Origin of the sequence: Bradyrhizobium sp. HKCCYLRH2060 (assembly GCF_051168135.1) — a bacterium.
Classification (GTDB): domain Bacteria; phylum Pseudomonadota; class Alphaproteobacteria; order Rhizobiales; family Xanthobacteraceae; genus Bradyrhizobium.
In genome coordinates this window covers 68,522-89,114 of the sequence record NZ_JBNPUK010000024.1, presented here as the reverse complement: position 1 = coordinate 89,114, position 20,593 = coordinate 68,522, and the positions used below count along the sequence as shown (strand labels likewise).

General features: G+C 66.6%; 20 protein-coding genes. 13 read left to right on the top strand and 7 right to left on the bottom strand.

What is annotated here, in order from left to right:
* Positions 1 to 173: 173 nt before the first annotated feature.
* The 4 genes from ACQR10_RS31140 to ACQR10_RS31125 are packed head-to-tail and all read right to left on the bottom strand — an operon-like array spanning position 174 to position 5,845.
* On the bottom strand, positions 174 to 1,370 hold the full coding sequence (locus tag ACQR10_RS31140) for a 2Fe-2S iron-sulfur cluster-binding protein (RefSeq protein ID WP_316218573.1): 1,197 nt from the start codon (positions 1,368 to 1,370) through the stop codon (positions 174 to 176).
* Positions 1,367 to 2,197 carry an FAD binding domain-containing protein gene (locus ACQR10_RS31135; protein WP_315805029.1) on the bottom strand — a complete coding sequence of 277 codons (831 nt, stop codon included), beginning with the start codon at positions 2,195 to 2,197 and terminating at the stop codon, positions 1,367 to 1,369. The genes ACQR10_RS31140 and ACQR10_RS31135 overlap by 4 nt, the downstream gene beginning before the upstream one ends.
* Positions 2,194 to 4,566 carry a xanthine dehydrogenase family protein molybdopterin-binding subunit gene (locus tag ACQR10_RS31130; protein WP_316218574.1) on the bottom strand — a complete coding sequence of 791 codons (2,373 nt, stop codon included), beginning with the start codon at positions 4,564 to 4,566 and terminating at the stop codon, positions 2,194 to 2,196. The genes ACQR10_RS31135 and ACQR10_RS31130 overlap by 4 nt, the downstream gene beginning before the upstream one ends.
* A 1-nt stretch (position 4,567) precedes the next feature.
* Complete coding sequence (locus ACQR10_RS31125) at positions 4,568 to 5,845, bottom strand: amidohydrolase/deacetylase family metallohydrolase (RefSeq protein ID WP_434912191.1); 1,278 nt, start codon at positions 5,843 to 5,845, stop codon at positions 4,568 to 4,570.
* Positions 5,846 to 6,019: 174 nt separating this feature from the next.
* Between ACQR10_RS31125 and ACQR10_RS31120 the strand changes: the two genes are divergently transcribed.
* The 10 genes from ACQR10_RS31120 to ACQR10_RS31075 all read left to right on the top strand — a co-directional run bounded on the left by ACQR10_RS31120 (position 6,020) and on the right by ACQR10_RS31075 (position 13,355).
* The gene (locus ACQR10_RS31120; RefSeq protein ID WP_316218576.1) at positions 6,020 to 6,508 is read left to right on the top strand and encodes a MarR family winged helix-turn-helix transcriptional regulator; all 489 of its coding nucleotides are present in this window, start codon (positions 6,020 to 6,022) and stop codon (positions 6,506 to 6,508) included.
* A gap of 436 nt (positions 6,509 to 6,944) precedes the next feature.
* Entirely contained in the window at positions 6,945 to 7,778 is an 834-nt protein-coding gene (locus ACQR10_RS31115) for a nitroreductase family protein (protein ID WP_316218577.1), read from the top strand.
* 24 nt (positions 7,779 to 7,802) lie between these two features.
* Positions 7,803 to 8,657: a transporter substrate-binding domain-containing protein gene (locus ACQR10_RS31110; RefSeq protein ID WP_316218578.1), complete on the top strand. Its 855-nt coding sequence runs from the start codon at positions 7,803 to 7,805 to the stop codon at positions 8,655 to 8,657.
* Between the two features lie 136 nt (positions 8,658 to 8,793).
* Positions 8,794 to 9,438, top strand: a complete 645-nt coding sequence (locus ACQR10_RS31105) for an amino acid ABC transporter permease (RefSeq protein ID WP_316218580.1) — start codon at positions 8,794 to 8,796, stop codon at positions 9,436 to 9,438.
* Entirely contained in the window at positions 9,435 to 10,091 is a 657-nt protein-coding gene (locus tag ACQR10_RS31100; RefSeq protein ID WP_316182685.1) for an amino acid ABC transporter permease, read from the top strand. Before ACQR10_RS31105 ends, ACQR10_RS31100 begins: the two co-directional genes overlap by 4 nt.
* A 12-nt stretch (positions 10,092 to 10,103) precedes the next feature.
* A complete protein-coding gene (locus ACQR10_RS31095) occupies positions 10,104 to 10,871 on the top strand; it encodes an amino acid ABC transporter ATP-binding protein (RefSeq protein WP_316218581.1) in 768 nt (255 codons plus the stop codon).
* Positions 10,872 to 10,900: 29 nt separating this feature from the next.
* Entirely contained in the window at positions 10,901 to 11,293 is a 393-nt protein-coding gene (locus ACQR10_RS31090) for a RidA family protein (protein ID WP_316218582.1), read from the top strand.
* An 11-nt stretch (positions 11,294 to 11,304) separates the two neighbouring features.
* Positions 11,305 to 11,907, top strand: coding sequence for an urea carboxylase-associated family protein (locus tag ACQR10_RS31085; protein WP_316218583.1), 603 nt, complete (start codon positions 11,305 to 11,307; stop codon positions 11,905 to 11,907).
* On the top strand, positions 11,904 to 12,713 hold the full coding sequence (locus ACQR10_RS31080) for an urea amidolyase associated protein UAAP1 (protein ID WP_316218584.1): 810 nt from the start codon (positions 11,904 to 11,906) through the stop codon (positions 12,711 to 12,713). Before ACQR10_RS31085 ends, ACQR10_RS31080 begins: the two co-directional genes overlap by 4 nt.
* A 9-nt stretch (positions 12,714 to 12,722) precedes the next feature.
* The gene (locus ACQR10_RS31075) at positions 12,723 to 13,355 is read left to right on the top strand and encodes an urea amidolyase associated protein UAAP2 (RefSeq protein WP_315805017.1); all 633 of its coding nucleotides are present in this window, start codon (positions 12,723 to 12,725) and stop codon (positions 13,353 to 13,355) included.
* A gap of 58 nt (positions 13,356 to 13,413) precedes the next feature.
* Here ACQR10_RS31075 and ACQR10_RS31070 read toward each other — a convergent pair whose 3' ends face one another.
* Both ACQR10_RS31070 and ACQR10_RS31065 read right to left on the bottom strand, forming a co-directional pair.
* A complete protein-coding gene (locus tag ACQR10_RS31070; protein ID WP_316218585.1) occupies positions 13,414 to 14,802 on the bottom strand; it encodes an NAD(P)/FAD-dependent oxidoreductase in 1,389 nt (462 codons plus the stop codon).
* A complete protein-coding gene (locus ACQR10_RS31065) occupies positions 14,799 to 15,212 on the bottom strand; it encodes a nuclear transport factor 2 family protein (protein WP_316218586.1) in 414 nt (137 codons plus the stop codon). Before ACQR10_RS31065 ends, ACQR10_RS31070 begins: the two co-directional genes overlap by 4 nt.
* A gap of 181 nt (positions 15,213 to 15,393) precedes the next feature.
* On the opposite strand from ACQR10_RS31065, the gene ACQR10_RS31060 reads away from it, so the two are divergent.
* A complete protein-coding gene (locus ACQR10_RS31060; protein WP_316218587.1) occupies positions 15,394 to 16,212 on the top strand; it encodes a sulfite exporter TauE/SafE family protein in 819 nt (272 codons plus the stop codon).
* Between the two features lie 4 nt (positions 16,213 to 16,216).
* On the opposite strand, the gene ACQR10_RS31055 is transcribed toward ACQR10_RS31060, so the two are convergent.
* On the bottom strand, positions 16,217 to 17,758 hold the full coding sequence (locus ACQR10_RS31055; protein ID WP_316218588.1) for a PLP-dependent aminotransferase family protein: 1,542 nt from the start codon (positions 17,756 to 17,758) through the stop codon (positions 16,217 to 16,219).
* A 183-nt stretch (positions 17,759 to 17,941) separates the two neighbouring features.
* On the opposite strand from ACQR10_RS31055, the gene ACQR10_RS31050 reads away from it, so the two are divergent.
* A complete protein-coding gene (locus tag ACQR10_RS31050; protein WP_315805012.1) occupies positions 17,942 to 19,588 on the top strand; it encodes an amidohydrolase in 1,647 nt (548 codons plus the stop codon).
* The gene (locus ACQR10_RS31045) at positions 19,585 to 20,529 is read left to right on the top strand and encodes a CobW family GTP-binding protein (protein ID WP_315805011.1); all 945 of its coding nucleotides are present in this window, start codon (positions 19,585 to 19,587) and stop codon (positions 20,527 to 20,529) included. Before ACQR10_RS31050 ends, ACQR10_RS31045 begins: the two co-directional genes overlap by 4 nt.
* Positions 20,530 to 20,593: the final 64 nt, after the last annotated feature.

Below are 20,593 nucleotides of genomic sequence, written 5' to 3'. Positions count from 1 at the left end.
TCCCTCTTGCTGCCACAGGTCATCCTCGGAATGCCTGTCACTGAGATTATCGTGTCTCACTTGAGGGGTGCAGTCCATGATACTGGCTGACTTGGCACTGCTAAAATTACAGACCTTGCGAACTCTTGGCACCGCAAGCGGTGCGTGCGCACCGCATGCTGCGATTGGTAGTCTCATTGTCTTCGCATGCCGCGAGCGAGTGCGCTAAGATGTGAAAGCGCGACGTCGAGGAGCAATCTAACGGCGTTGAGGCGTTGCGGCGCAGCATTCTCAGCCACGCTCAACGTGCCGTTGAGATACCGCTCGCAGTTTTGTCCGAACGTCGTCGTGAGGCGCGATGCCAGATCCCGCACGAGTCCGTCACGCGCGATCTGCGCCAGCGGACCGGTGAGGCTGTAGCCGATCGTGAGCGCGAGCCGGGTTCTTCGTCCCTCGTCGATCGGGGCCATGCGCCAGCTGATCTGTCCTGAAGTCGAGCTGCGGCTCAGCCGGTCACGTCCTGTGCCGATGAGCCGCCCGGACAGGCTCACGTCGTTGCGCTCGATCCGTGCCGCGCCGCGGAAGACGGCAGCAAGCGGGCCAAGGGCAATCCTGAGCTCGCCCTCGATGAGATCGGCGGCTGGCATGCCCGTGATGGAGGCGCCGGGAAAGCATGCAGCCAAGGTTCTGACATCTGCGAACAGCGCAAGGACCTCGGCAGGTGCGGCGTTCACCGTAAGCGATGCATCGAAGCTTCTCGTGGGCGGAGCGTCGAGAATGTCGAGCATGCCAGCCACAGCGCTCTGCTTTGCCGCCATCTCGTGCTTGGCTTGCGGCGACGAGACGGTGGTCGGGATCGCAACCGGGTGCGATCCCACAGGACCGAGCGAACTTCGACCTGCGCCGATCACCGCTGCAATGCCTCGCTGACGCCGTGCCTCGATCACGGCGCCGACCGCCCGTACGATCCCGGCGTAACCGGTGCAGCGGCACAGATTGCCGCTCAGACCGACACGGATGGCGTGTTCGTCCGCGTGATCGAGGCGCAGCACGAGGTCGTGCGCCGACATGATCATGCCGGGCGTGCAGTAGCCGCATTGCAGGGCATGCTCGCGCGTGAAAGCCACGCGCAGCTCGGTGGCGATCTCATCCTCGTCCAGGCCTTCGATCGTCGTCACGGCAGCGCCAGCGCAGGCCACGGCGAGCGTGATGCAGGAACGGGCCGGAGCGCCGTCGAGCAACAGCGTGCAGGCGCCACAGACACCGTGCTCGCAGCCGAGATGCGTCCCGGTCAGGTCAAGCTGATCACGGAGGACGTCGGCGAGATGGGTGCGAGGTTCGACCGTTGGCTCGATCGCGCTGCCGTTGACGGTGAGCTGGATCTTGTTCACGCGGCCGCCTCCGCGATCGCCCGCGCGAGCACGCTGACATGGATGTGCCGGGCGGCCGGATCGGCCACGCCGGCCTGGATGAGCCGGCGGTCGGCGAGGGCGCGATCGAACTGCGGGGTGAGATGGCTGGTCGCGCCGCCGAACAGGGATGAATCGTCGATGATGATCGGTGTCGTGTCGATGGCGCCGATGACGATGCGGCTGCGGGCGGTGTCGGGCTCGATCAGCACGGCGGCCATTGCATGGGCGAATTCTCCAGGCTTGCGACAGGCCTTGGCGTAGCCGAAGCGTGCCGTGGGTGACAGCGAGGGCAGGCGGATCGCGGTGACCAGCTCGCCGGGACGCAGCGCCGTCTGCAGCACGCCCTGGATGAACTCCGTCACGGCGAGGTCACGCCGTCCCGCCGCGCCTGTCAGTTGCACGCTGGCGCCGAGGGCCGTGAGCGTCGTCACCCAGTCGGCGGCCGGGTCGGCATGACCTAGCGAGCCGCCGATGGTGCCGCGATTGCGCACGGCGCGATAGGCGATGCCACGGGCGATCCGCGGCAAGATGCCATGGGTCACGTCGGGGAGGCGGCCGTCCTCGATGTCGGCATGGGTGACGCAGGCGCCGATCACGAGCGCATCGCCATCGCGCTCGACCGAACGAAGCTCGGCAAGGCCGGCGATGTCGATGATGAGCGGCGGCTGCACGAGACGCAGATTGAGCATTGGACCGAGCGACTGTCCGCCGGCCATGATCCGTGTGCCGTCCTCGGCCTTCGCGAGCAGGCCGACCGCGTCGCTGACGCTCTGGGGACGCGCGTAGTTGAAGGAGGCGGCCTTCACGGCGAGCTCGCCTGTTTCGCTGCCAGCACCGCCGCGACGATCCGGCGCGGCGACAGCGGCGACTGCATCATTTCAGCACCAAGCGGCCGCAGCGCGTCGTTGACGGCGTTGGCGATTGCCGCCGGCGGCGCGATCGCGCCGCCTTCGCCGATGCCCTTGACGCCGAACATCGTGTAGGGCGACGGCGTCTCCATGTGGAACAGGCGCGGCTCCGGGACTTCGGTCGGACCCGGCAGCAGGTAATCGGCCAAGGTTGTCGCCAGCGGCTGCGCGGCATCGTCGAACGGCATCTCCTCGTACAGCGCGGTGCCGATGCCCTGGGCGAGGCCGCCGAGAATCTGGCCGTCGACGATCATCGGATTGACGAGGACGCCGCCGTCCTCGACGACGACGTAGTCGAGCAGCTCGACCTCGCCGAGATCCGGATCGACGGCGACCGTCACGGCATGCGCCGCGTAGGAGAAGGTGCCGCTGTCACGCACCGGCTTGTAGCCGCCGGTCGCCTCAAGGCCCGCCGGATCGACGTCGTTGGGCAGGTCCTGCGGCCGGCGGTACCAGGTGTGAGCGATCTCGGCGAGGCTGACGCTGCCGTTCGGCCCGCAGGCTTGGCCCTCGCGCCACGTGACCGCCTCCGGCGCGAGCTGCAGCAGCTTGGCGCCGATGCGCGTGGCGCGCGCGACGAGTTGCGCGCAGGCCGTGCCCACGGCGCCGCCGGCCATCACCATCGACCGTGAGCCCCAGGTGCCGGTGGAGTAGGGCGTCATCGCGGTGTCGCCGAGCACGACGCGGATCTTGTGGGGATCGACGCCGAGGATCTCGTGCGCGACCTGGGCGAGCGTCGTCTCCAGTCCCTGGCCGTGGGAGTGGACGCCGACACGCAGCTCGAGTCCGCCGTCGGGCGTCAGCCGCGCGGTGGCCTGCTCATGGCCGGGCACCATCGGGATGCCCCACCCGGCATAGACCGAGGTGCCATGCGCGGCCTGCTCGCAATAGATCGACACGCCGGTGCCGATCAGCCGGCCGTCCGGCTCGCCGCGCTGCTGTCGTGCGCGCACGGCGGGGACATCGATCGCCGTCAGCGCCCGCTGCAGCGCGCCGGGATAGTCGCCGCTGTCGAAATGCTTGTTGGTGATGTTGTCGAACGGCATGTCCTGCGGCTGCACCAGATTGCGCATCCGGACCTCGCCGGGTTCGAGCCCGGCCTCGGTCGCGACGGCGTCGAGCAGCAGCTCGAGGGCGAAGCAGACGCCGGTGCGGGCGACGCCGCGATACGGCAGGATCGGGCATTTGTTGGTCGCGACCGAGTAGGTCCGGCAGCGATAGGCCGGCATCCGATACGGCCCTGGCAGGATGCTCGCGATCTGCGCCGCTTCGAGGCAGGCCGAAAACGGATAGGACGAATAGGCGCCGGAATCGACCGTGGCCACGCAGTCGATGCCGCGCAGCCGGCCGTCGCGATCGGCGTAGACGGTGATGCGATAGGCGTGCTCGCGGCAATTCGCGCTGGCGCTCAGATGCTCGCGCCGGTCCTCGAGCCAGCGCACCGTCCAGCCCCTGTGCATAGCGAGCCAGCTGAGGCAGACCTCCTCGGGCAGCAGGATGCCCTTGTGGCCAAAGCCGCCGCCGATGTCAGGCGCGATGATGCGGATGCGGCCCTGTTCGATGCCGAGGCAGTCGGACAGACCGTTGCGCACGATGTGCGGCATCTGCGAGCCGGTGTGCAGCGTAAGCTGATCGAGCCGGTGATCGAACGTCGCGACGACACCGCGGCCCTCCAGCGGCGCCATGCACTGGCGTGCGGTCGTGATCTCGCGCGTCACCTTGATCGGCGCGTCAAGCGCGGCTGATATGTCGACCTCGAAGTTGGTTTCCAGGAAGACGTTGTCGCCCCAGTGCTCGTGCACCAGCGCGCTGCCAGCCTCGCGCGCCAGGCGCATGTCGTGCACCGCCGGCAGCGGTTCCAGGTCGAGCTCGACCGCCGCGGCGATGTCCTCCGCTTCGGCGCGGCTGCGGGCGACGCACATCGCCACAAGCTCGCCGACATGGCGCACCTTGCCGGTCGCCAGCACCGGCTGCTCGGAGATCTTGAAGCCGGGCAGGCCGGAGACCGCGCGGATCGGGTTGATGCCAGTGAGGTCATCGGCCGTGAACACGACGTCGCGGTATTCAGCGGGAACGTGGATCGCCTTGATCCTGGCGTGCGCGATCGGGCTGCGCACGAAGGCGACGTCCTTCAGTCCCGGCAGCCTGATGTCGGCGACGTACTGACCGCGGCCGCGCAGAAAACGGTCGTCCTCCTTGCGCGGCAAGCGCGCGCCGACACCGCGCGGCGCGCGGGCATCCGAGGCGGTCGAGGCCGCGTCCGTCACGTCAGGCCGCGACCGCTGCGGGCAGGATCGGCGCCGTGGCGTCGTGCCGGACGCCGGCGCGCAGGCAGCACACCGGCTGCAGCAGCTTCTCGGCGATCACCTCGGTCTTCTCGTTGTCGCGCAGCACGAAACGGCCCTGCTGCTCGCGGAGCACGCTCACATCAGCCTCCATGCCTGGACGCAGCGCGCCGATCTGATCGGACAGGCCGAGCATGGCGGCGGGGTTCGACGTCACCATCGGCACGACCTGCTCCAAGGTCAGGCCATGCGCGACCATCGAGCTCATCGCCTGCACGAGGCTGAACTTGGCCTGGCCCGCGAATGGATGGTTCTCGTCGTCGGCATGCTCGTCCGGGGTGCCCGCGGGCGCCGGCACATGGGTGTTGTAGCCGTGGATGTCGGCGCCGAGCGTATGCGGCACGATGCCGGCGTCGATCGCCTTGCGTGCCAGGCGGTAGGAGAAATGGCTGCCATGGCCGACGTCGACCTTGAGCCCGCGATCGAGCGCGGCCTGGATCACCGGATGCACCTCGCCCTTGGTGTTGACGAAGCCGCCGGGATGCCGGGTGAACGGATGCGCCAGCACGTCGCCCGGACGCAGCAGCGGGATCACGCGCTCCAGGATGGTGTCGACATCCTCGCCATTGGTGCCGCTTGCGGGCAGTCCCCACAGTTGGCCGAAATGGACGTAAACGGGAAGCTCGGCGCGGCGGCCGATCTCGGCCGCCATCTCGATGACACGGATGCCCCAGCGCGCGAAGCCGCCGATCTCGGCATGCGCCTTGATGCCGCGAACGAGGTCACGGTTGGCGACCGCCGATTTCACCGTCGCATCGATGTCGACGCAATCCGGCCGGTAGAGATCGGGATAGTAGTGGCCCTCGAGGCCGCCGACCAGATAGGCCGACAGGAAGGCATAGACGCGCGATTGCGCCTGATCTGCGACGAAGTGACGGAAGCCGGGCAGGGTCATGCAGGACGGGCCGCCCTGGTCGATCAGGCTGGTGACGCCCGACTGCACGCCGACCATGTCCGCGTTCATGCCGAAGCGGCCGGTGACGTACTGATAGACATGGGCGTGGGTGTCGATCAGTCCCGGAAGCACGAACTGGCCGCTGACATCGATGACGTCCTTGGCGCTGGTCGGCAGAATGTCGGATTGGACGGCCGCGATGCGGCCGTTGCGGATGGCGACGTCTCTCAAGCCATCGATGCCGGAAGCGGGGTCAATGACGCGGCCACCGCGCAGCAGGAGGTCGAACGAGGCGCTCACGGACATGCAAGGTCTCCTTTCCGGGGCGCGTGGTCGTCCCGGTCAAAGCCTTCTTCGACGAGCCAACGCAAATGATGCGCCGACTTAGTTACGAAGCATGCTTCGCATTACGTCAAGATCCGTGCCATAGACAGCTTCAAATTGATGCAACGTGATCAGCGCTTATGCGGGAGCCGTTCGATGGCCGGAAGGAACAAGCCTAAAGCCGATAGATCGTCTTGGCCGCTCGAGGAGCGTCCGGGCTACCTGATCCGGCGGCTGCACCAGATCCACGTCGCGCTGTTCCAGGAGAAATGCGCCGCCTATGAGATCACGCCGTTGCAGTACAGCCTGTTGACGGCGCTGGCGAAACGGGGAGCGGCCGATCAGACGGCGCTGGCCCAGGACATCGCCCTCGACCGGACCACCACGACAGGCGCGCTGAAGCGGCTGCAGGCGCGGGGTTTGGTCGATCGCAGCGTCGGACAGCACGACCGACGGTCGCGGACCTGTCGTTTGACCCCGTCTGGCGCGGCATTGCTGCGCAAGATCGAGCGGCCGGCACGGGCGGCGCATCTGGCGACGGTCGCGGATCTGACGAAGGCCGATCAGAAGCGGTTCATTGCCATGATGCAAGCGATTGTTGCGGCGCAGGGGCAAAGACTCGACGCGACACGCTCGCCGGACTGACGGCTCCGGCTTGCGATGAGCTCCGATTAGATAATGGGCATGTTGCTGCCCGAAAAGCAGCGCGTCATCGGAGCGCGGTATCCGGCCATGGCGTTCGTTGCGCCAACTACGAAGCATGCTCCGCATTTTCGCGCTGCGGCGTTTTGTCCGCAAACGGCGCATCTGCCAGCCCAATTTCTGCTGACGCCATCGTGGACGCCGATGCGCAGACGTTGCGCTGCGCGTGGCAGGGCGGCGTCTGGCATGTCCCTTGCTGACATGACCGACGACAGCTGCGCGGAAGCCGCGGCGAAATGAATCCGGGGCGGCGACATCGATGTCGCGGCGTGGAGTAAGCGATGCGATGTCTGCCGCGGCGCAACCCGCCGATCATTGCTCGGGCCAAGAGCGTTCGTGCGCCGTGGTGCGTTGCGCATGACGCGACGGGAGCACCCTGATGCCGGAGCATGCTGATGTCATTGCGACACGCTTCGGAGATGGCGGGCCCGACGGCGGCGACGCCGAGTCCAGCGCATTTTTGCACGGCGTGCTGTCCCGCAAGACGGTGCGCCGCTATAGCGACCGGATGCCGGAGGAGGGGCTGCTCGACCTCCTCGTCGCCTGCGCGCTGAGCGCTTCGGCGAAGTCGGATTTCCAGCAGGCCTCGGTGATGCGCGTTCGCGATGCGGAGAAGCGTGCCGCGATCGGCAGCCTGTTTCCGAGCATGCCCTGGATCGGTGAGTCACCGGTGTTCTTCGTTTTCCTCGGCGATGCCCGGCGGCTGCAGCGCATCGGCGAGCTGCGCGGCAAGCCCGTCAAGAACGGGACCCTGGAGGGCTTTTTCAACGCCTCGGTCGATGCCGCGCTGGCGGTGCAGACCATGATCCTGTGCGCGGAATCCGCAGGTCTCGGAACCTGTCCGATCAGCGTCATCCGCAACGAGATCGACACGGTCGGCAAGGTGCTGGAACTACCCGACATGGTGTTTCCGGTCGCCGGGTTGTGTCTCGGTTATCCCGCTGGGGAGGGCCATGTCAGCCTGCGGCTGCCGCGCGGCATCACCACGCATGTCGACCGCTACGGCGACGATGCGCTGCCCGCCGCGCTCGACGACTACGACCGGCGGCGTCATGCGCGGCACGCGATTCCGAAGGAGCAGCAGCGCGGCAATGCCGAGTTCGGCGAGGCCGACTTCTACGGCTGGTCGGAGGACAAGGCGCGTCAGGCCGCCAAGGCGGAGGGCGCGGCCTTCCCACCCTATCTGCGCGCGCACGGCTTCAGCTTCGACTGATCAGTTCATATGAGGAGATGTGAGATGACCAAGCCTTCGTTTCCCCGCCTGTCGGCGCCGTCGCGGCGCGTCGCGCTGGCCCTGCTGGCGGCCGCGCTGACGCTGCCGGCCGCGTTCACCGCCAAGGCCGGCAGCATGGACGAGATCAAGAAGCGGGGCCTCATCGTTGCCACCGAGGACGACTTCCGGCCCTTCGAGTTCGTCAAGGACGGCAAGCCGACCGGCTTCGACAACGAATTGATCGAGGATCTGCGCAAATATGCGCCGTTCGAGATCAAGCAGCAGATCCTGCCCTGGACCGGCATCCTGGCCGGCGTCTCCACCGGCAAATACGACGTCGCCATCACCGCGGCGATCATCACCAAGGAACGCAAGAAGTCGCTCGACTTCACCAGCCCGATCGCCGACGCCACGCACTATTACGTCAAGCGCAAGGACGACAAGAGCATCAACGCGATCAAGGATCTCAGCGGCAAGACGGTCGGCGTTCAGGCCGGCAGCGCGCTGCTCGGTCGTTTGCCTGAGCTGAAGGACATGCTGGAGAAGGAGGGCGGCAAGCTCGGCAAGGTGATCGAATACACCTCCTATCCCGAAGCCTATCAGGATCTCGCGCTCGGCCGCGTCGACTACGTCGTCAACACGATCATCAACATCAAGGCGCTGGTCGCCGAGAAGCCGAACGTGTTCGCGGTCGGCCAGCCCGTCTCCGGCAAGTCGTATCCGGCCTGGGCGGTCGCGAAAGGCAATACTGAGCTGGTGGAATTCCTGAACGGCTTCATCGCCAAGGAGAAGGAAAACGGGCGCTTCGCCGAGTTGCAGAAGAAGTGGTTCGGCGAAGCCTTCCCTGATCTGCCGGTCACGTTCGAGCCGGAATTCTGACGGCGCGGCGAGGGCAATTCATGTGCGGGTGGCGATCGCTGCGCGCCCGTCCGCTTGACGGTCGCGTGGTCCTCCAGCGGGCGCGGTCGGCCGGTGCAGGGCGCCGGCCCCCGCGCGGCGCTGCGGATGGATGGTCATGAGCACGGCCGACGTCCTGGCCATCCTGCAGGGCGCCGTGGTCACGGTGACGCTGTCCTTCGTCGGCATCCTGATCGGGCTTCCCATCGGATTGGGTCTCGCGCTGTTGCGCTGGGCCGACGTGCCGGTGATCGCACGGATCGTGGCCGTCTACGTCTCGGTCCTGCGCGCGACGCCGCTCGTCACCCTGCTGCTGCTGTTGTTCTTCGCGCTGCCCAATATCGGGATCGCAATCGGGCCGGTGTCGGCGGCGATCCTGGCGCTGGTGATGAATACCTCGGCGTTCAACTGCGAGGTCTGGCGCGCCGCCCTGATGAATTTTCCCAAGGAGCAGTACGAGGCGGCGCAGTCCGTGGGCATGCATGCGAGCCTGCGCTTCCGCCGCATCGTGCTGCCGCAGATCGTGCGGGTCAGTCTCCCTGGCCTGGTCAACGAGATGTCGTTGCTGATCAAGGTGACGCCGGTGCTTGCGGTCGTCGGCGTCGTCGACATCACCCGCGCGGCGGTGCGCATCGGTGCCGAGACCTATGAGCCGCTGCCGCCGTTCCTGGTGGCGATCGCGATGTATGCGCCGATCGTGTTCGCGCTCGTCTCCCTGCAGCGCTTCATCGAGAAGCGCCAGCGCGCAAGCGAGGCGGCATGATCCGGGATTTCGCCATCGTCTGGAGCGAGCGGGATCTGCTGCTGAGCGGGCTCGGCAATACCACGATCCTGTCGGTGCTGTCGGCCATCGCAGGCCTCGTGATCGCGTTCGTGCTGACGCCGGCGCTGATGTCGCAGCGGCGCTGGCTGGCGCTCACCGTGCGCGTGTTCGTCGACGGCATGCGCTGCGTGCCGTTCCTGCTGTTCGCTTATATCGTCTACTATGGCTTGCCCTCGTTCGGCATCCGGCTCGACAACTGGAGCTCCGGGCTGGTGGCGCTGACGGTCTATCACGCCGCTTACCTTGCTGAGATCCTGCGTGGCGCCTGGGCGGCACAGCCGCGCGAGCCGCTTGAGGCCGGTGTCGCCTTCGGCTTCTCCGGGGCGCGATTGTTCCGCCGTATCATCCTGCCGCCGCTGCTGCTCGCGGCAGGGCCCGTCATCGGCAACCAGATGATCCAGATCGTCAAGGACAGCGCCTTTCTCACCATCATTGCGTTGCCCGAGCTGACGCATGCCGCAAGCTCGATCCAGTCGCGCCACTACGTGCCGTTCGCCGCCTTCATCACCGCCGTGGTCCTCTATTGGGGCCTCTGCCTGGTGATCGAAGCCGCCGTCAGCGGCATCGACCGGCTGGCGGCGGCGCGGCGCTGAAAGGAACCTGGGATGACCGACGACATGGCCGTGCTCGACGTCGCCGGCATCTCCAAGCGCTTTGGCGAATTGGAGGTGCTCTCCGACATCAGCTTCACGGTGACGCGTGGCGAGACGGTCTGCGTGCTCGGCCCGTCCGGTTCCGGCAAGTCGACCCTGCTTCGTTGCATCAACTGGCTGGAGCGGCCCGACGCCGGACAGATCTATCTCAATGGCGACCGCATCGGCATCAACAATGGCGGTGTCGTGATGTCCGATCGCGAGCTGTCGCGAGTTCGCACGCGGATCGGCATGGTGTTTCAGCATTTCGCGCTGTGGCCGCATTTGACCGTCCTTCAGAATCTCATGGAGGCGCCGGTGCAGGTGCAGAAGCGCTCCGTGGCCGAGGTGCGCGAGGAGGCGATGGCGCTGCTTGCCAAGGTCGGGCTCTCCGACAAATGCGATGTGTTCCCGGCGCGGCTGTCCGGCGGCCAGAAGCAGCGCGTCGGAATTGCGCGGGCGCTGGCGATGAAGCCGGATGTTCTCTTGTTCGACGAGCCGACCAGTGCGCTCGATCCGGAGCTGGTCGGCGAGGTGCTGGTGGTGATGCGCGAGCTCGCGCGCGAAGGGCGCACGATGGTGATCGTGACCCACGAGATGGGTTTTGCCCGCGACGCTGCCACCCGCATCCTGTTTCTCGATCGCGGCCGCGTCGTCGAGACCGGGCCGCCGGAGCGCTTCTTCGTCAACCCGGACACCGAGCGCGCGCGCCAGTTCATCCAGCGCTATGCCGCCGGATGAACCAGAAACGACACGAGGAGAGACACGCCATGGATCCGATCTATCATCTGCTCCCCGATGCGCCGAAGCCGGTCACGCCCTACAGCCATGCGGTGCAGGCAGGCCCGTTCCTGTTCGTCACCGGCCAGCTGGCGACCGATCCCGACGACGACGCGCTGCCGCTGCCCGACGGTATCGAGGTGCAGACCCGCAAGGTGATGGACAATCTCGCGCGCGTGCTGAAGGGCTGCGGCATGAGCTTCGCGAACGTCGTGTTTGCCCGCATCTACCTGACCGACTTCAAGCGCGACTACGCGCCGATGAACGCAATCTTTTCGAGCCATTTCGACGATGCGCACCGGCCGGGCCGGACCACGATCGGTGTCTGCGACCTGGCGCGCGGCGGCATCGTCGAGATCGACATGGTCGCCTACAGGCCCTGAGGGAGAGGTCAATGGATCCGATCGAGATTCCGGCACGGCGCGGCAAGGCGGCCTTCGTCAGGGCAGGCCAGGTGGTCACCGTGATCAACACCCATGGCGAGCAGGTGGTCGACACCTGGGCGTTCAATCGCGCCGACCTCTCCGAGTTCATGTCGAATGAGCACACGCGCGCGCATTCGCTGCATCTGGTGCCGCGGCCGGGCGACGTGCTCCGCACCAATATGCGCCGGCCGATCCTGACCTTGATCGAGGACACCTCGGGCGGCATTCACGACACCCTGATCGCCGCCTGCGACCGCTATCGCTACGCGTTTCTCGGGCACGAGGGCCATCACGACAATTGCACCGACAATCTGTTCGCCGGCATGGCCGAGCTTGGCCTGACGCCGCCGGAGGTGCCGAGCCCGCTCAACCTCTTCATGAACATTCCGTGGGATGCCGAGGGCACGCTCGGCTTTGCCGCGCCGCCGCGCCCCGTTCCCGGCGGCCATGTGCGCTTGCGCGCGGAGATGGACTTGGTGATCGCGTTCTCGGCCTGTCCGCAGGACATCCTGCCGATCAACGGCAAGGCGGGGCAGCCGGTCGAGGCGCATTTCACGGTGACATCAGCATGAGCGCAGAGAGCAAGGCGGAGCGTGCCGCCGCCAACCGCCGCCGCTATGAGGAGTTGCGTGCGGCCGGGCAGGAGCTGAAGCAGCTGCCGCCGCCGACGGCGCTGGATGCCGCGCCGATCGCGGAGGGCGCGATCGTCCGGAGCGAGCAGGTGCCGCCCGGCTGGCACACGATGGTGCGGCTGTCGCGCGGCGAGGCGTTGCGCATCATCGATGATCACGGGCGCTCGAGCGTATCGTTGCTGGCATGGCGCGCCGAGGATCCGAGCGAACGGATCAACTGTGCCGACACGGTGAAGGTGCAATGGAGCGCAGCGCTGTCGAAGGGCCGGATGATCCTGTCGGACATGGGACGTGTGCTGCTGTCGGTGATCGAGGATACCTCAGGTGCGCACGATCTTCTGGTCGGCGGCTCGACCGCGGACTCGACGCTCGCGGCCTATGGCGAGGTGACGCGCAACACGCAGGCGAACTTCATCTCCGCCGCTGCCAAGATCGGACTGGGCGTGCGCGACATCCCGCCCTGCGTGACCTTCTTTGCGCCCGTGACGACGGACGTGACCGGGCGGTTCGTCTGGCACGCCGCGCGCAAGCGACCCGGTGATTTCGTCGATCTGCGCGCCGAGATGAACCTGATCGTCGCGGTCTCCAACTGCGCCCATCCGCTCGATCCGGCACGGCCGGTGGCGAGCGCGCCGATCACCCTGATCCAGCATCGGCTGCCGCCGCCCGCGGCCGATGACGTCTGCCGCACGGCATCAGCGGAAGCGTCGCGCGCCTACGCCTTCACCGATCAGCTGTTCGCCTGAGGAGCGCTCATGTCGCCGACCGATCCGGACCGCATCGTCTATGTCTTCGACATTCCCGCCGAGCAGCCCTGGTCACGGGTGCTGAACAAGGGCCAGACGCTGCGTATCATCGACAGCGAGGGCGAGCAGGCGGTGGACGCGCTGATGTATGTCGCCGACGACACCGCGGAGCGCTACAGCGCACAGGACACGTTGCGCGTCCAGGGCTCGGCCTATCTCGAGCTCGGGACGCGGCTGATCTCCAACCGCGGCCGGGTGATGGCGCGGATCACTGCCGACACCTGCGGCCGCCATGACACCTCGGCGGGCTGCTGTTCGTGCGAGAGCAATGCCGTGCGCTTCGGCGAGGCGACCCGCTACCTGCACGCCTGTCGGGAGAACTTCATCCTGGAGCTGTCGCGCTACGGCCTGACCAAGCGCGACATCGTCTCCAACCTGAACTTCTTCATGAACGTGCCGATCGACCCAAACGGCAATTTCACCGTGCTGGACGGCCCCTCGGCGGCCGGCAACTACGTCGACGTCACTGCGGAGATGGACGTGTTGTTTGTGATCTCGAATTGTCCGCAGGTCAACAATCCCTGCAACGGTTTCGATCCGACACCGATCCGCGTGGAGATCAGGCAGGCCTCTGTGCCATGAAAGCTGTCAATTCTGCTCGCAAGCTCGCTTGATCGATGTTGCATCAAGCTTGAGAGGCTCAACTTGCTTCGTCGCGCAGGTGATACCAGCGATAGAGCAGGCGCTGGCCGATGCGTCGGAACGGCGCGAAGGGATGCGTCGGCAGCGGCGAGGTGAAGATCGGCAGGTCCTGTCCCTTGAACGATTGGCCCGCCAGCATCTGCGCCATGCGGCGGCCAGCCTGCGCCGAATAGGATACGCCGTTGCCGCCATAGCCGAGCGCATAGACCAGCTTCGCCTTGGGATCGGGACGCACGATGCGTGGCATCATGTCGTGGCTGACATCGACCCAGCCCCACCAGGAGTAATCGATCTCGATGCCCGTGAGTGCGGGAAACTTGCGGTGCAGGCCGTCGATCAGGAGCTGGAGGTGCCGGTCATGCGTGGCATCGGCGCCGGTGATGGCGCTTCGGCTGCCGATCTGAACCCGGTCGTCCGGCAGCAGCCGGTAGTAGAAGCGCAAGGTGCGCGTGTCCGTGATCACCTGCCGCGTCTTGAAGCCGGTCGCAGCAAGCTCGGCCGCGGAGAGTGGCCGCGTCACCAATGAATTCGACAGGATCGGCATGCAGCGGCCGGACAATTCCGGCGTGAGGCCGAGCGACGTATAGGCCCCCGTGGCGATGCCGACGCCGTTCACGCTGACGGCGCCGCCGGGCGTATGCAGAACGAATCTGCCGTTGGACTGCTCGATGCGTGTCACGGGGCTTGCGGTATGAACCCGCACGCCGAGCGCGCGCGCCATCTGCAAATAGCCGAAGGCGAGCTTGGCCGGATGCACGCCGGTTCCGAGCGGCTCGTGCACCGCGCCGACGGCCTCGGCCTCGTTGACGAAGTCGCTTGCCAATTCCTCGCGCGAGATGACGCGCGAGGCGTAGCCGAACACGTCATTCAGCACCTTCGACTCCGCCGCGATCTTGTCGAGATTGCGCTGGCGGTGAGCGACGTAGAGGTGCCCACCGCGCTGCGGCTCGACATCGACAGGGCTCGATCGCACCAGCTCCTCGAAGGCCTCGAACCCTTCGTACACCTCGGCATGCATGCGCTTGGCGACGTCGAGCCCCCAGCGCTCGATCCATTGCGAGCGCGTCAGGCGGCCCGAGGCATTCTGTGCCTGGCCGCCATTGCGCGTGCTGCAGCCCCAGGCCACGCGGTTGGCCTCGAGCACGATCGCCTTGATGCCGTGCTCGCGCGCCAGGAAGATCGCGCAGGCAAGACCGGTATAGCCCGAGCCGATGATGGCGACATCGGCCGTCGTGTCGGTCGTGATCGGACCGTCGCTCTCCGGAGGGGTGCCAGCCGTTGCGATCCAGTAGGTCGGAGCGTAGTCGCGGTTGCGACCCGGGCCGTCGGCGACCAGCGGGTCGTAATGGGGATCATACGCAGCCGTGGGCAAAGCATGCATGTTCATCGCGCGGCACTCGCGCTCGTGGCCGGCTGCGGCGGGCGGTCCTTGCGGAAGGCGCTCTTCGTACAGATTTTGTTGCCGCGGAAGCCGAACAGGTCGCAGCCCTGCACCTCGATGCGCCGGCCGTCCGGTGCAGTTCCACGGAAGATCCATTCGGACAGGGCCCGATCGCCGAACACCGTATGGCGCGTGCACTCCCAGCTGACGTCGGGCATGCCGCCCCAGGTCGCTTCGAACGCGGCGCGCACATCGGCTGCGCCGCTGATGCGACGGCCGCAGCTGTCGGGCCCTGCGGCCGCGTCGAACACGATGTCGTCGGTCATGCAGGCCATCACGCCTGCGCCATCGTGCCGGTTGAAGGCGGCGAACAGATTATCGAGCAGTTCGCTGCGGACGGTTTCGAGATCGGCCATGTCATGTCCTTGCGCATCGCGCCGCGGCTGGAGCTTGGCTCGCATGTGCCACGCGATCGGCTGGAGGCCCTAGAACCAGAGCGCGCGACCTCTGCGGCCAGAACTGGCCCGATGGTAGGGCGCCGGCTGGCCCTTTCATCACCATGGCGGAGTTGCTGACTGGCCGGATGATGCCGCCTTTGTGCTCTCACGCCCCACGCTGACGATGGCCCTGCAGGAACTGGCCGTCGCGGTCCATGACATCGCCGCCACATCGCTGCCGAGCCCGGCCCTGGTACTCGCTGCGGCGCTGTCGATCTTTGCCGCGGCGCTCGTGCGCGGCTTCACGGGATTCGGTTTTGCGCTGACGGCCGTGCCGCTACTCGGTCTGTTCATGCCGCCGACGCAATCGGTGCCGGTTGCGGTCTGTCTGCAGCTTCTGATCGGGCTCGGCGATCTGCCGCGCGCCTCGCGGGTCTGCGACTGGTCGTCTCTGCGCTGGCTGACTCTCGGAGGCCTGATCGGCTCACCGACCGGTGTGCTGGTCCTGAGCCTGGTATCCGCCTCAGTGGCACGCGTTGTCATCGCGCTGATCACCGTCGGCGCGGTCGTGCTGCTCAATGCGGGGTTTCGGCTGACGGCGGCGCCAGCGCGCTGGATCACGGCGCTGGTCGGCCTCGCCGCCGGTCTGTTCAACGGCCTTGCAGGCATGCCCGGGCCACCTGTGATCGTCTATTACAACGCGGGCGCATTCGACCGGGTTGCCGCCCGCGCGTCGATGATGGTGTTCTTCCTGGTCTCCTCTATCGTTGCGACCGCCAGCCTCGCCTGGTTCGATCTCCTGGACCTGCACATTGCGGTCCTGACCGCGCTCGGCGTTCCTGTGATGCTGGTCGGCACCTGGCTCGGCGATCTCGGCTTTCATCGCGGCAGCGACACGCTGCATCGTCGGGTGTCGATCGCAAGTCTCGCGGTGGTCGCACTCGGTAGTGCGCTCAAGGGGCTGAGCGACCTGCTGTAGCCGCTCAGGTCGTTTGCGACGACATGTACCGCGTGAAGATCTGGCCCAGCTTGGCAATTCCCGGCGCGATCCGGTCCGTGCGGATCGAGGAGAAGCCCAGACGGAAGCAGTTGCGCGTCGCCTCCGGGTTGATCGAGAACACGTCGCCGGGCTCGATGACCACGCCTTCGGCGCGTGCGACCTCTGACAGCTTGATCGTATCCGTTCCCGCAGGGCAGGTGATCCAGTAGCTGGTGCTGCCCGGGCCGCGCGACCAGGTGCAGCCCGGCAGCGCCTGCGGCAACAGCGCGTCGAGCAGGGTGGCGCGTTCGAGCAGCACGCGGCCGACCTGCTGCAGATGGGAGCGGTAGTGCCCGAGACCGATGAACAAGGCCGCGACGCGCTGGTTGTTCAGCGGCGGATGGCGCAGCATCAGCCGGCGCAACGCGCGCAACTCGCGGATGACGGGCGCAGGCGCCACGACGTAGCCGAGCCGCAGGCCGGGGGCCAAGGCCTTCGACAGGCTGCCCACGTAGAGCACGCTCTGGTCGCGGTCCAGGCTCATCAGCGGCGGCAGGCTGCTGCCCTCCGGCATCAGATCGCTTTCATAATCATCCTCGATCAGGACGATGTCGCGCTCGCGAGCGACCTGGAGAATCTCCTCGCGCCGCGCCCGCGACATCGCGGTCGTGGTCGGGCATTGGTGGCTCGCCGTGACATAGGCCAGCGCGCAGCGCGCGAACGCCTCGTCAGGGACCAGGCCCTGATCGTCCAGCCGAAGCGGCACAACCTGCGACGTCATCATGCCGAAGATGTTGCGTGCGTCGGGATAGCCGGGATCTTCGATGCCGATCGGGGTGTCGGGCTGCAGGAACAGCTTCGCAATCAAATAGAGGGCGTGCTGTGCTCCGATCGTGAGCATGATCTCGTCGGCACGGGCGCGAATGCCGCGGCGCGGCAGCACCTGCCGCTGCAATTGTTCGATCAGCGCCGGATCGTCGCCGTCGATCATGTCGCGCGCCCAGTTGTTGATCTCGGGGACGCTGAGCGCCGCGCGCGCGCTCTCGCGCCAGTCGTTGGTCGGAAACAGGCTCGGGTCGAACTGCCCGAAGATGAAGGGATACGGATAGGTCTGCCAGTCGAGCGGCTTGACGATGTTGCGAAGCGCCGACGGCTGCAGCGCGAATCGCTCGGTCCAGCGCCGGCTGTAGACCTCCGTCGCGGGCTGCCGGGCTTCGCCGATGTGCTTGGGCAGGCCGGCCACGAAGTAGCCGCTGCGCTCGCGCGACACCAGGAAGTTCTGGTCGACCAGCTGCTCATAGGCGATGACGATGGTGTTGCGCGATACCTTCAGCAGGGCTGCGAGATCGCGGCTCGACGGCATGCGGACGCCGAGCGGCAGACGGCCGTCCTCGATCGCGGTCACGATCATCTGCCGGATCTGAAGCTGCAGGAAGGTGCCGCCGCGGTCCAGGCCGTCGAACAGCGAGATCCAGAACAGCACGTCATGGATCGGAACAGCCGGTCCGGTCGCTTGGGATCGCAGCAGGGGCGCGAATTTTGCCATCGAGGTATTTGGTCCTGAAAGCCGTGAGGCGCTCAAACTAAAGCAAAAACCGCGCCATAGCGGAATGATTGCGGGCGTGGCTCGCATGGGCTGGCTCCATTTGTGCATGGCATCTGGCGCTGGCCTGGACCCATCCGACACCGCAGGTTTCGACAACGGCTTGGGAAGTTGAGGGAGTTCGCGGTGAGCTCAGATACCGTCGTCTACGCGGCCCGCAGGATCGTGACGATGAATCCGTCACGCCCGTTTGCGACGCACGTTGCGGTGCGGGAGGGGCGGATCGTTGCCGTTGGCAGTGAAGCGGAGATCGCGCAATTCGCTCCTGATGGTCGGATCGACACGCGCTTCCGCGACAAGGTGCTGTTACCTGGGTTCGTCGAGGGCCACAGCCACATCATGGAAGGCATGATGTGGTCGCTGCCCTATGTCGGGGCCTTCGAACGGCGCTCGCCGGAGGGCAGGGCGGTCGCCGGCGTTCCCAACATCGATGCGATCGTGGCACGCCTCCGCGAGGCCGAAGCCGGGATGGCTGATCCGAACGCAACGCTGTTCGCATGGGGTTTCGATCCGCTGCATATCGGTGGTGAGAAGCTGACGCGCGAAGCACTGGACCGGGTCTCGACGACGCGGCCGATCATGGTGATCCACGCCAGCTTCCATATCAGTGTGGTCAACACGCTGGTGCTGGAGCGCACGCAGCTTCTGCATGCCACCGACATCTCCGGTGTCGTCGCCGGAGCCGGCGGTCTGGCCAGCGGCGAACTGCAGGGTATCGCAGCCCGGCTGCGGGCGTTCCGCTTGGTGGGCAATCCGCTGTCGGAGCTGCTGACCATGTCCGACGTGCAGCGCTACGCGTCATCGGCCTGCGTGCAGGGCGTCACCACGATCACCGATCTGCACAACGATCTCACCGACAACACGTTGGACCTTTATCGCTCCGCGACGCAGCAGGCGGAGTTCGGTGTGCGCCTGGTACCGGCGCTGGCCTCGGCCACGCATCCTCCGGACAAGGCCATCGAAAAGATCGCGGCGCTGCGCGAGTCCGGCAACGACAAGCTGCATTACGGCATTGTCAAGCTGGTCGTCGACGGGTCGATCCAGGGCTTCACGGCCCGCCTACGGTGGCCTGGATATCACAACGGCGCGCCGAACGGCCTCTGGTACATCGCGCCGGAGGAGCTGCCGCGCCTGGTCGAGCTCTACCACAAGGCCGGCATCCAGCTTCACATCCACACCAATGGCGACGAGGCGACCGAGCTTGCGCTGGACGCCGTGGAAAAGGCGCAGACCGCTCACCCGCGGCTGGATCATCGCCACACGCTGCAGCACTGCCAGATGGCCGACGCCGCGCAGTTCCGCCGCATGAAGGCGCTCGGTCTTTGCGTCAACCTGTTTGCCAATCACGTCTTCTACTGGGGCGATTCCCACTACGAGCTGACGATGGGACCAGAGCGGGCGAACCGCCTCGATGCGACAGGCACGGCACAGCGGATCGGCGTTCCCTACTCGATCCACTCAGATGCGCCGGTCACACCGCTGTCGCCGCTGTTCACCGCGTGGTGCGCCGTGAACCGCGTCTCCTCGTCGGGCCGCAAGCTCGGTGCCGAGACCGAGGCGCTGAGCGTGGAGCAGGCGCTGAGTGCCATCACGATCGGCGCAGCCTACACGCTCAAGCTCGATCATCTCATCGGCAGTATCGAGACCGGCAAGTACGCGGACTTCGCGGTCCTGGAGCAGGATCCATTGACGGTCACGCCGGAGACATTGAAGGACGTTGCGGTCTGGGGCACTGTCGTCGGCGGCATCGTCAAGGAAGCGCCGCGCGCATGACGGCATCCGCGCCCATTCCGTTCACCGTGATCGGCGGCTTTCTCGGCGCCGGAAAGACGACGCTGCTCAACCGTCTGCTGTCGGCTAGCACCGAGCGCTGCGCCGTGCTGGTGAACGATTTCGGCGAGATCAATGTTGATGCCGCGCTGATCCGCAGCCACGACGGCACGACGATGTCGCTCACCAATGGCTGCGTCTGCTGCAGCATCGGGACGGGCTTTCTCGATACGCTGGCGCGGCTGCTCGACGATATCGGGCGCTTCGATCGCGTGGTGATCGAGGCCAGCGGCGTCGGCGATCCCTGGCGCATCGCGGAGATCGCGCTGGTCGAGCCGTCGCTGCAGCTCGACGGCGTCGTCGTGCTGGCCGATGCAACCCGCATCACGGTGCAGTGCGAGGACCGGCACATCGGCGAGACCATCCGCAATCAGTTCGCCAAATGCGACGTGGTGCTGCTGAGCAGATGCGATCTGGCCAGCGAGAGCCAGCGCAAGGCGGCGTGCGCCGCCATCGGCGCCATCCGGCCGAATGTGCCGATCGAACAATTGTCGACCCTGACGCCTGTGCATCAGGCGGTCTTCGGGCGGGGGCGGGCGGCGCGTTTCCGCGCCGATCTGGTCGCGGAGACGGTCGACCACGAGAACGACTTCCGTCGCTGGACCTATCAGCGGGCCGGACGTTTCAATCGCGACAGGCTGGCCGCCGCGGTGGGCGCCCTGCCGCGCGAATTGCTGCGGCTGAAGGGAATTTGCCGGGTCGACGGCGACGGCCGCGCGCAGGTGTTCCAACTGGTGTCGCGCAACTGGTCGCTGACGCCGGCCGAGGATGGTCCGGCGACCGCGTCGGAGACGATCACGCTCGCCGGCGTGGGGACCGCGGATCTGCCATCGGATCAGGAGCTCGACGCGATCCTCGACCATGCCCTGTCTACCGCAGCGTGACGCAATGACATCAGAGCCCATTGGACCACCACGCCAGTTTCTCATCATCCACCCGGTCGTGAAT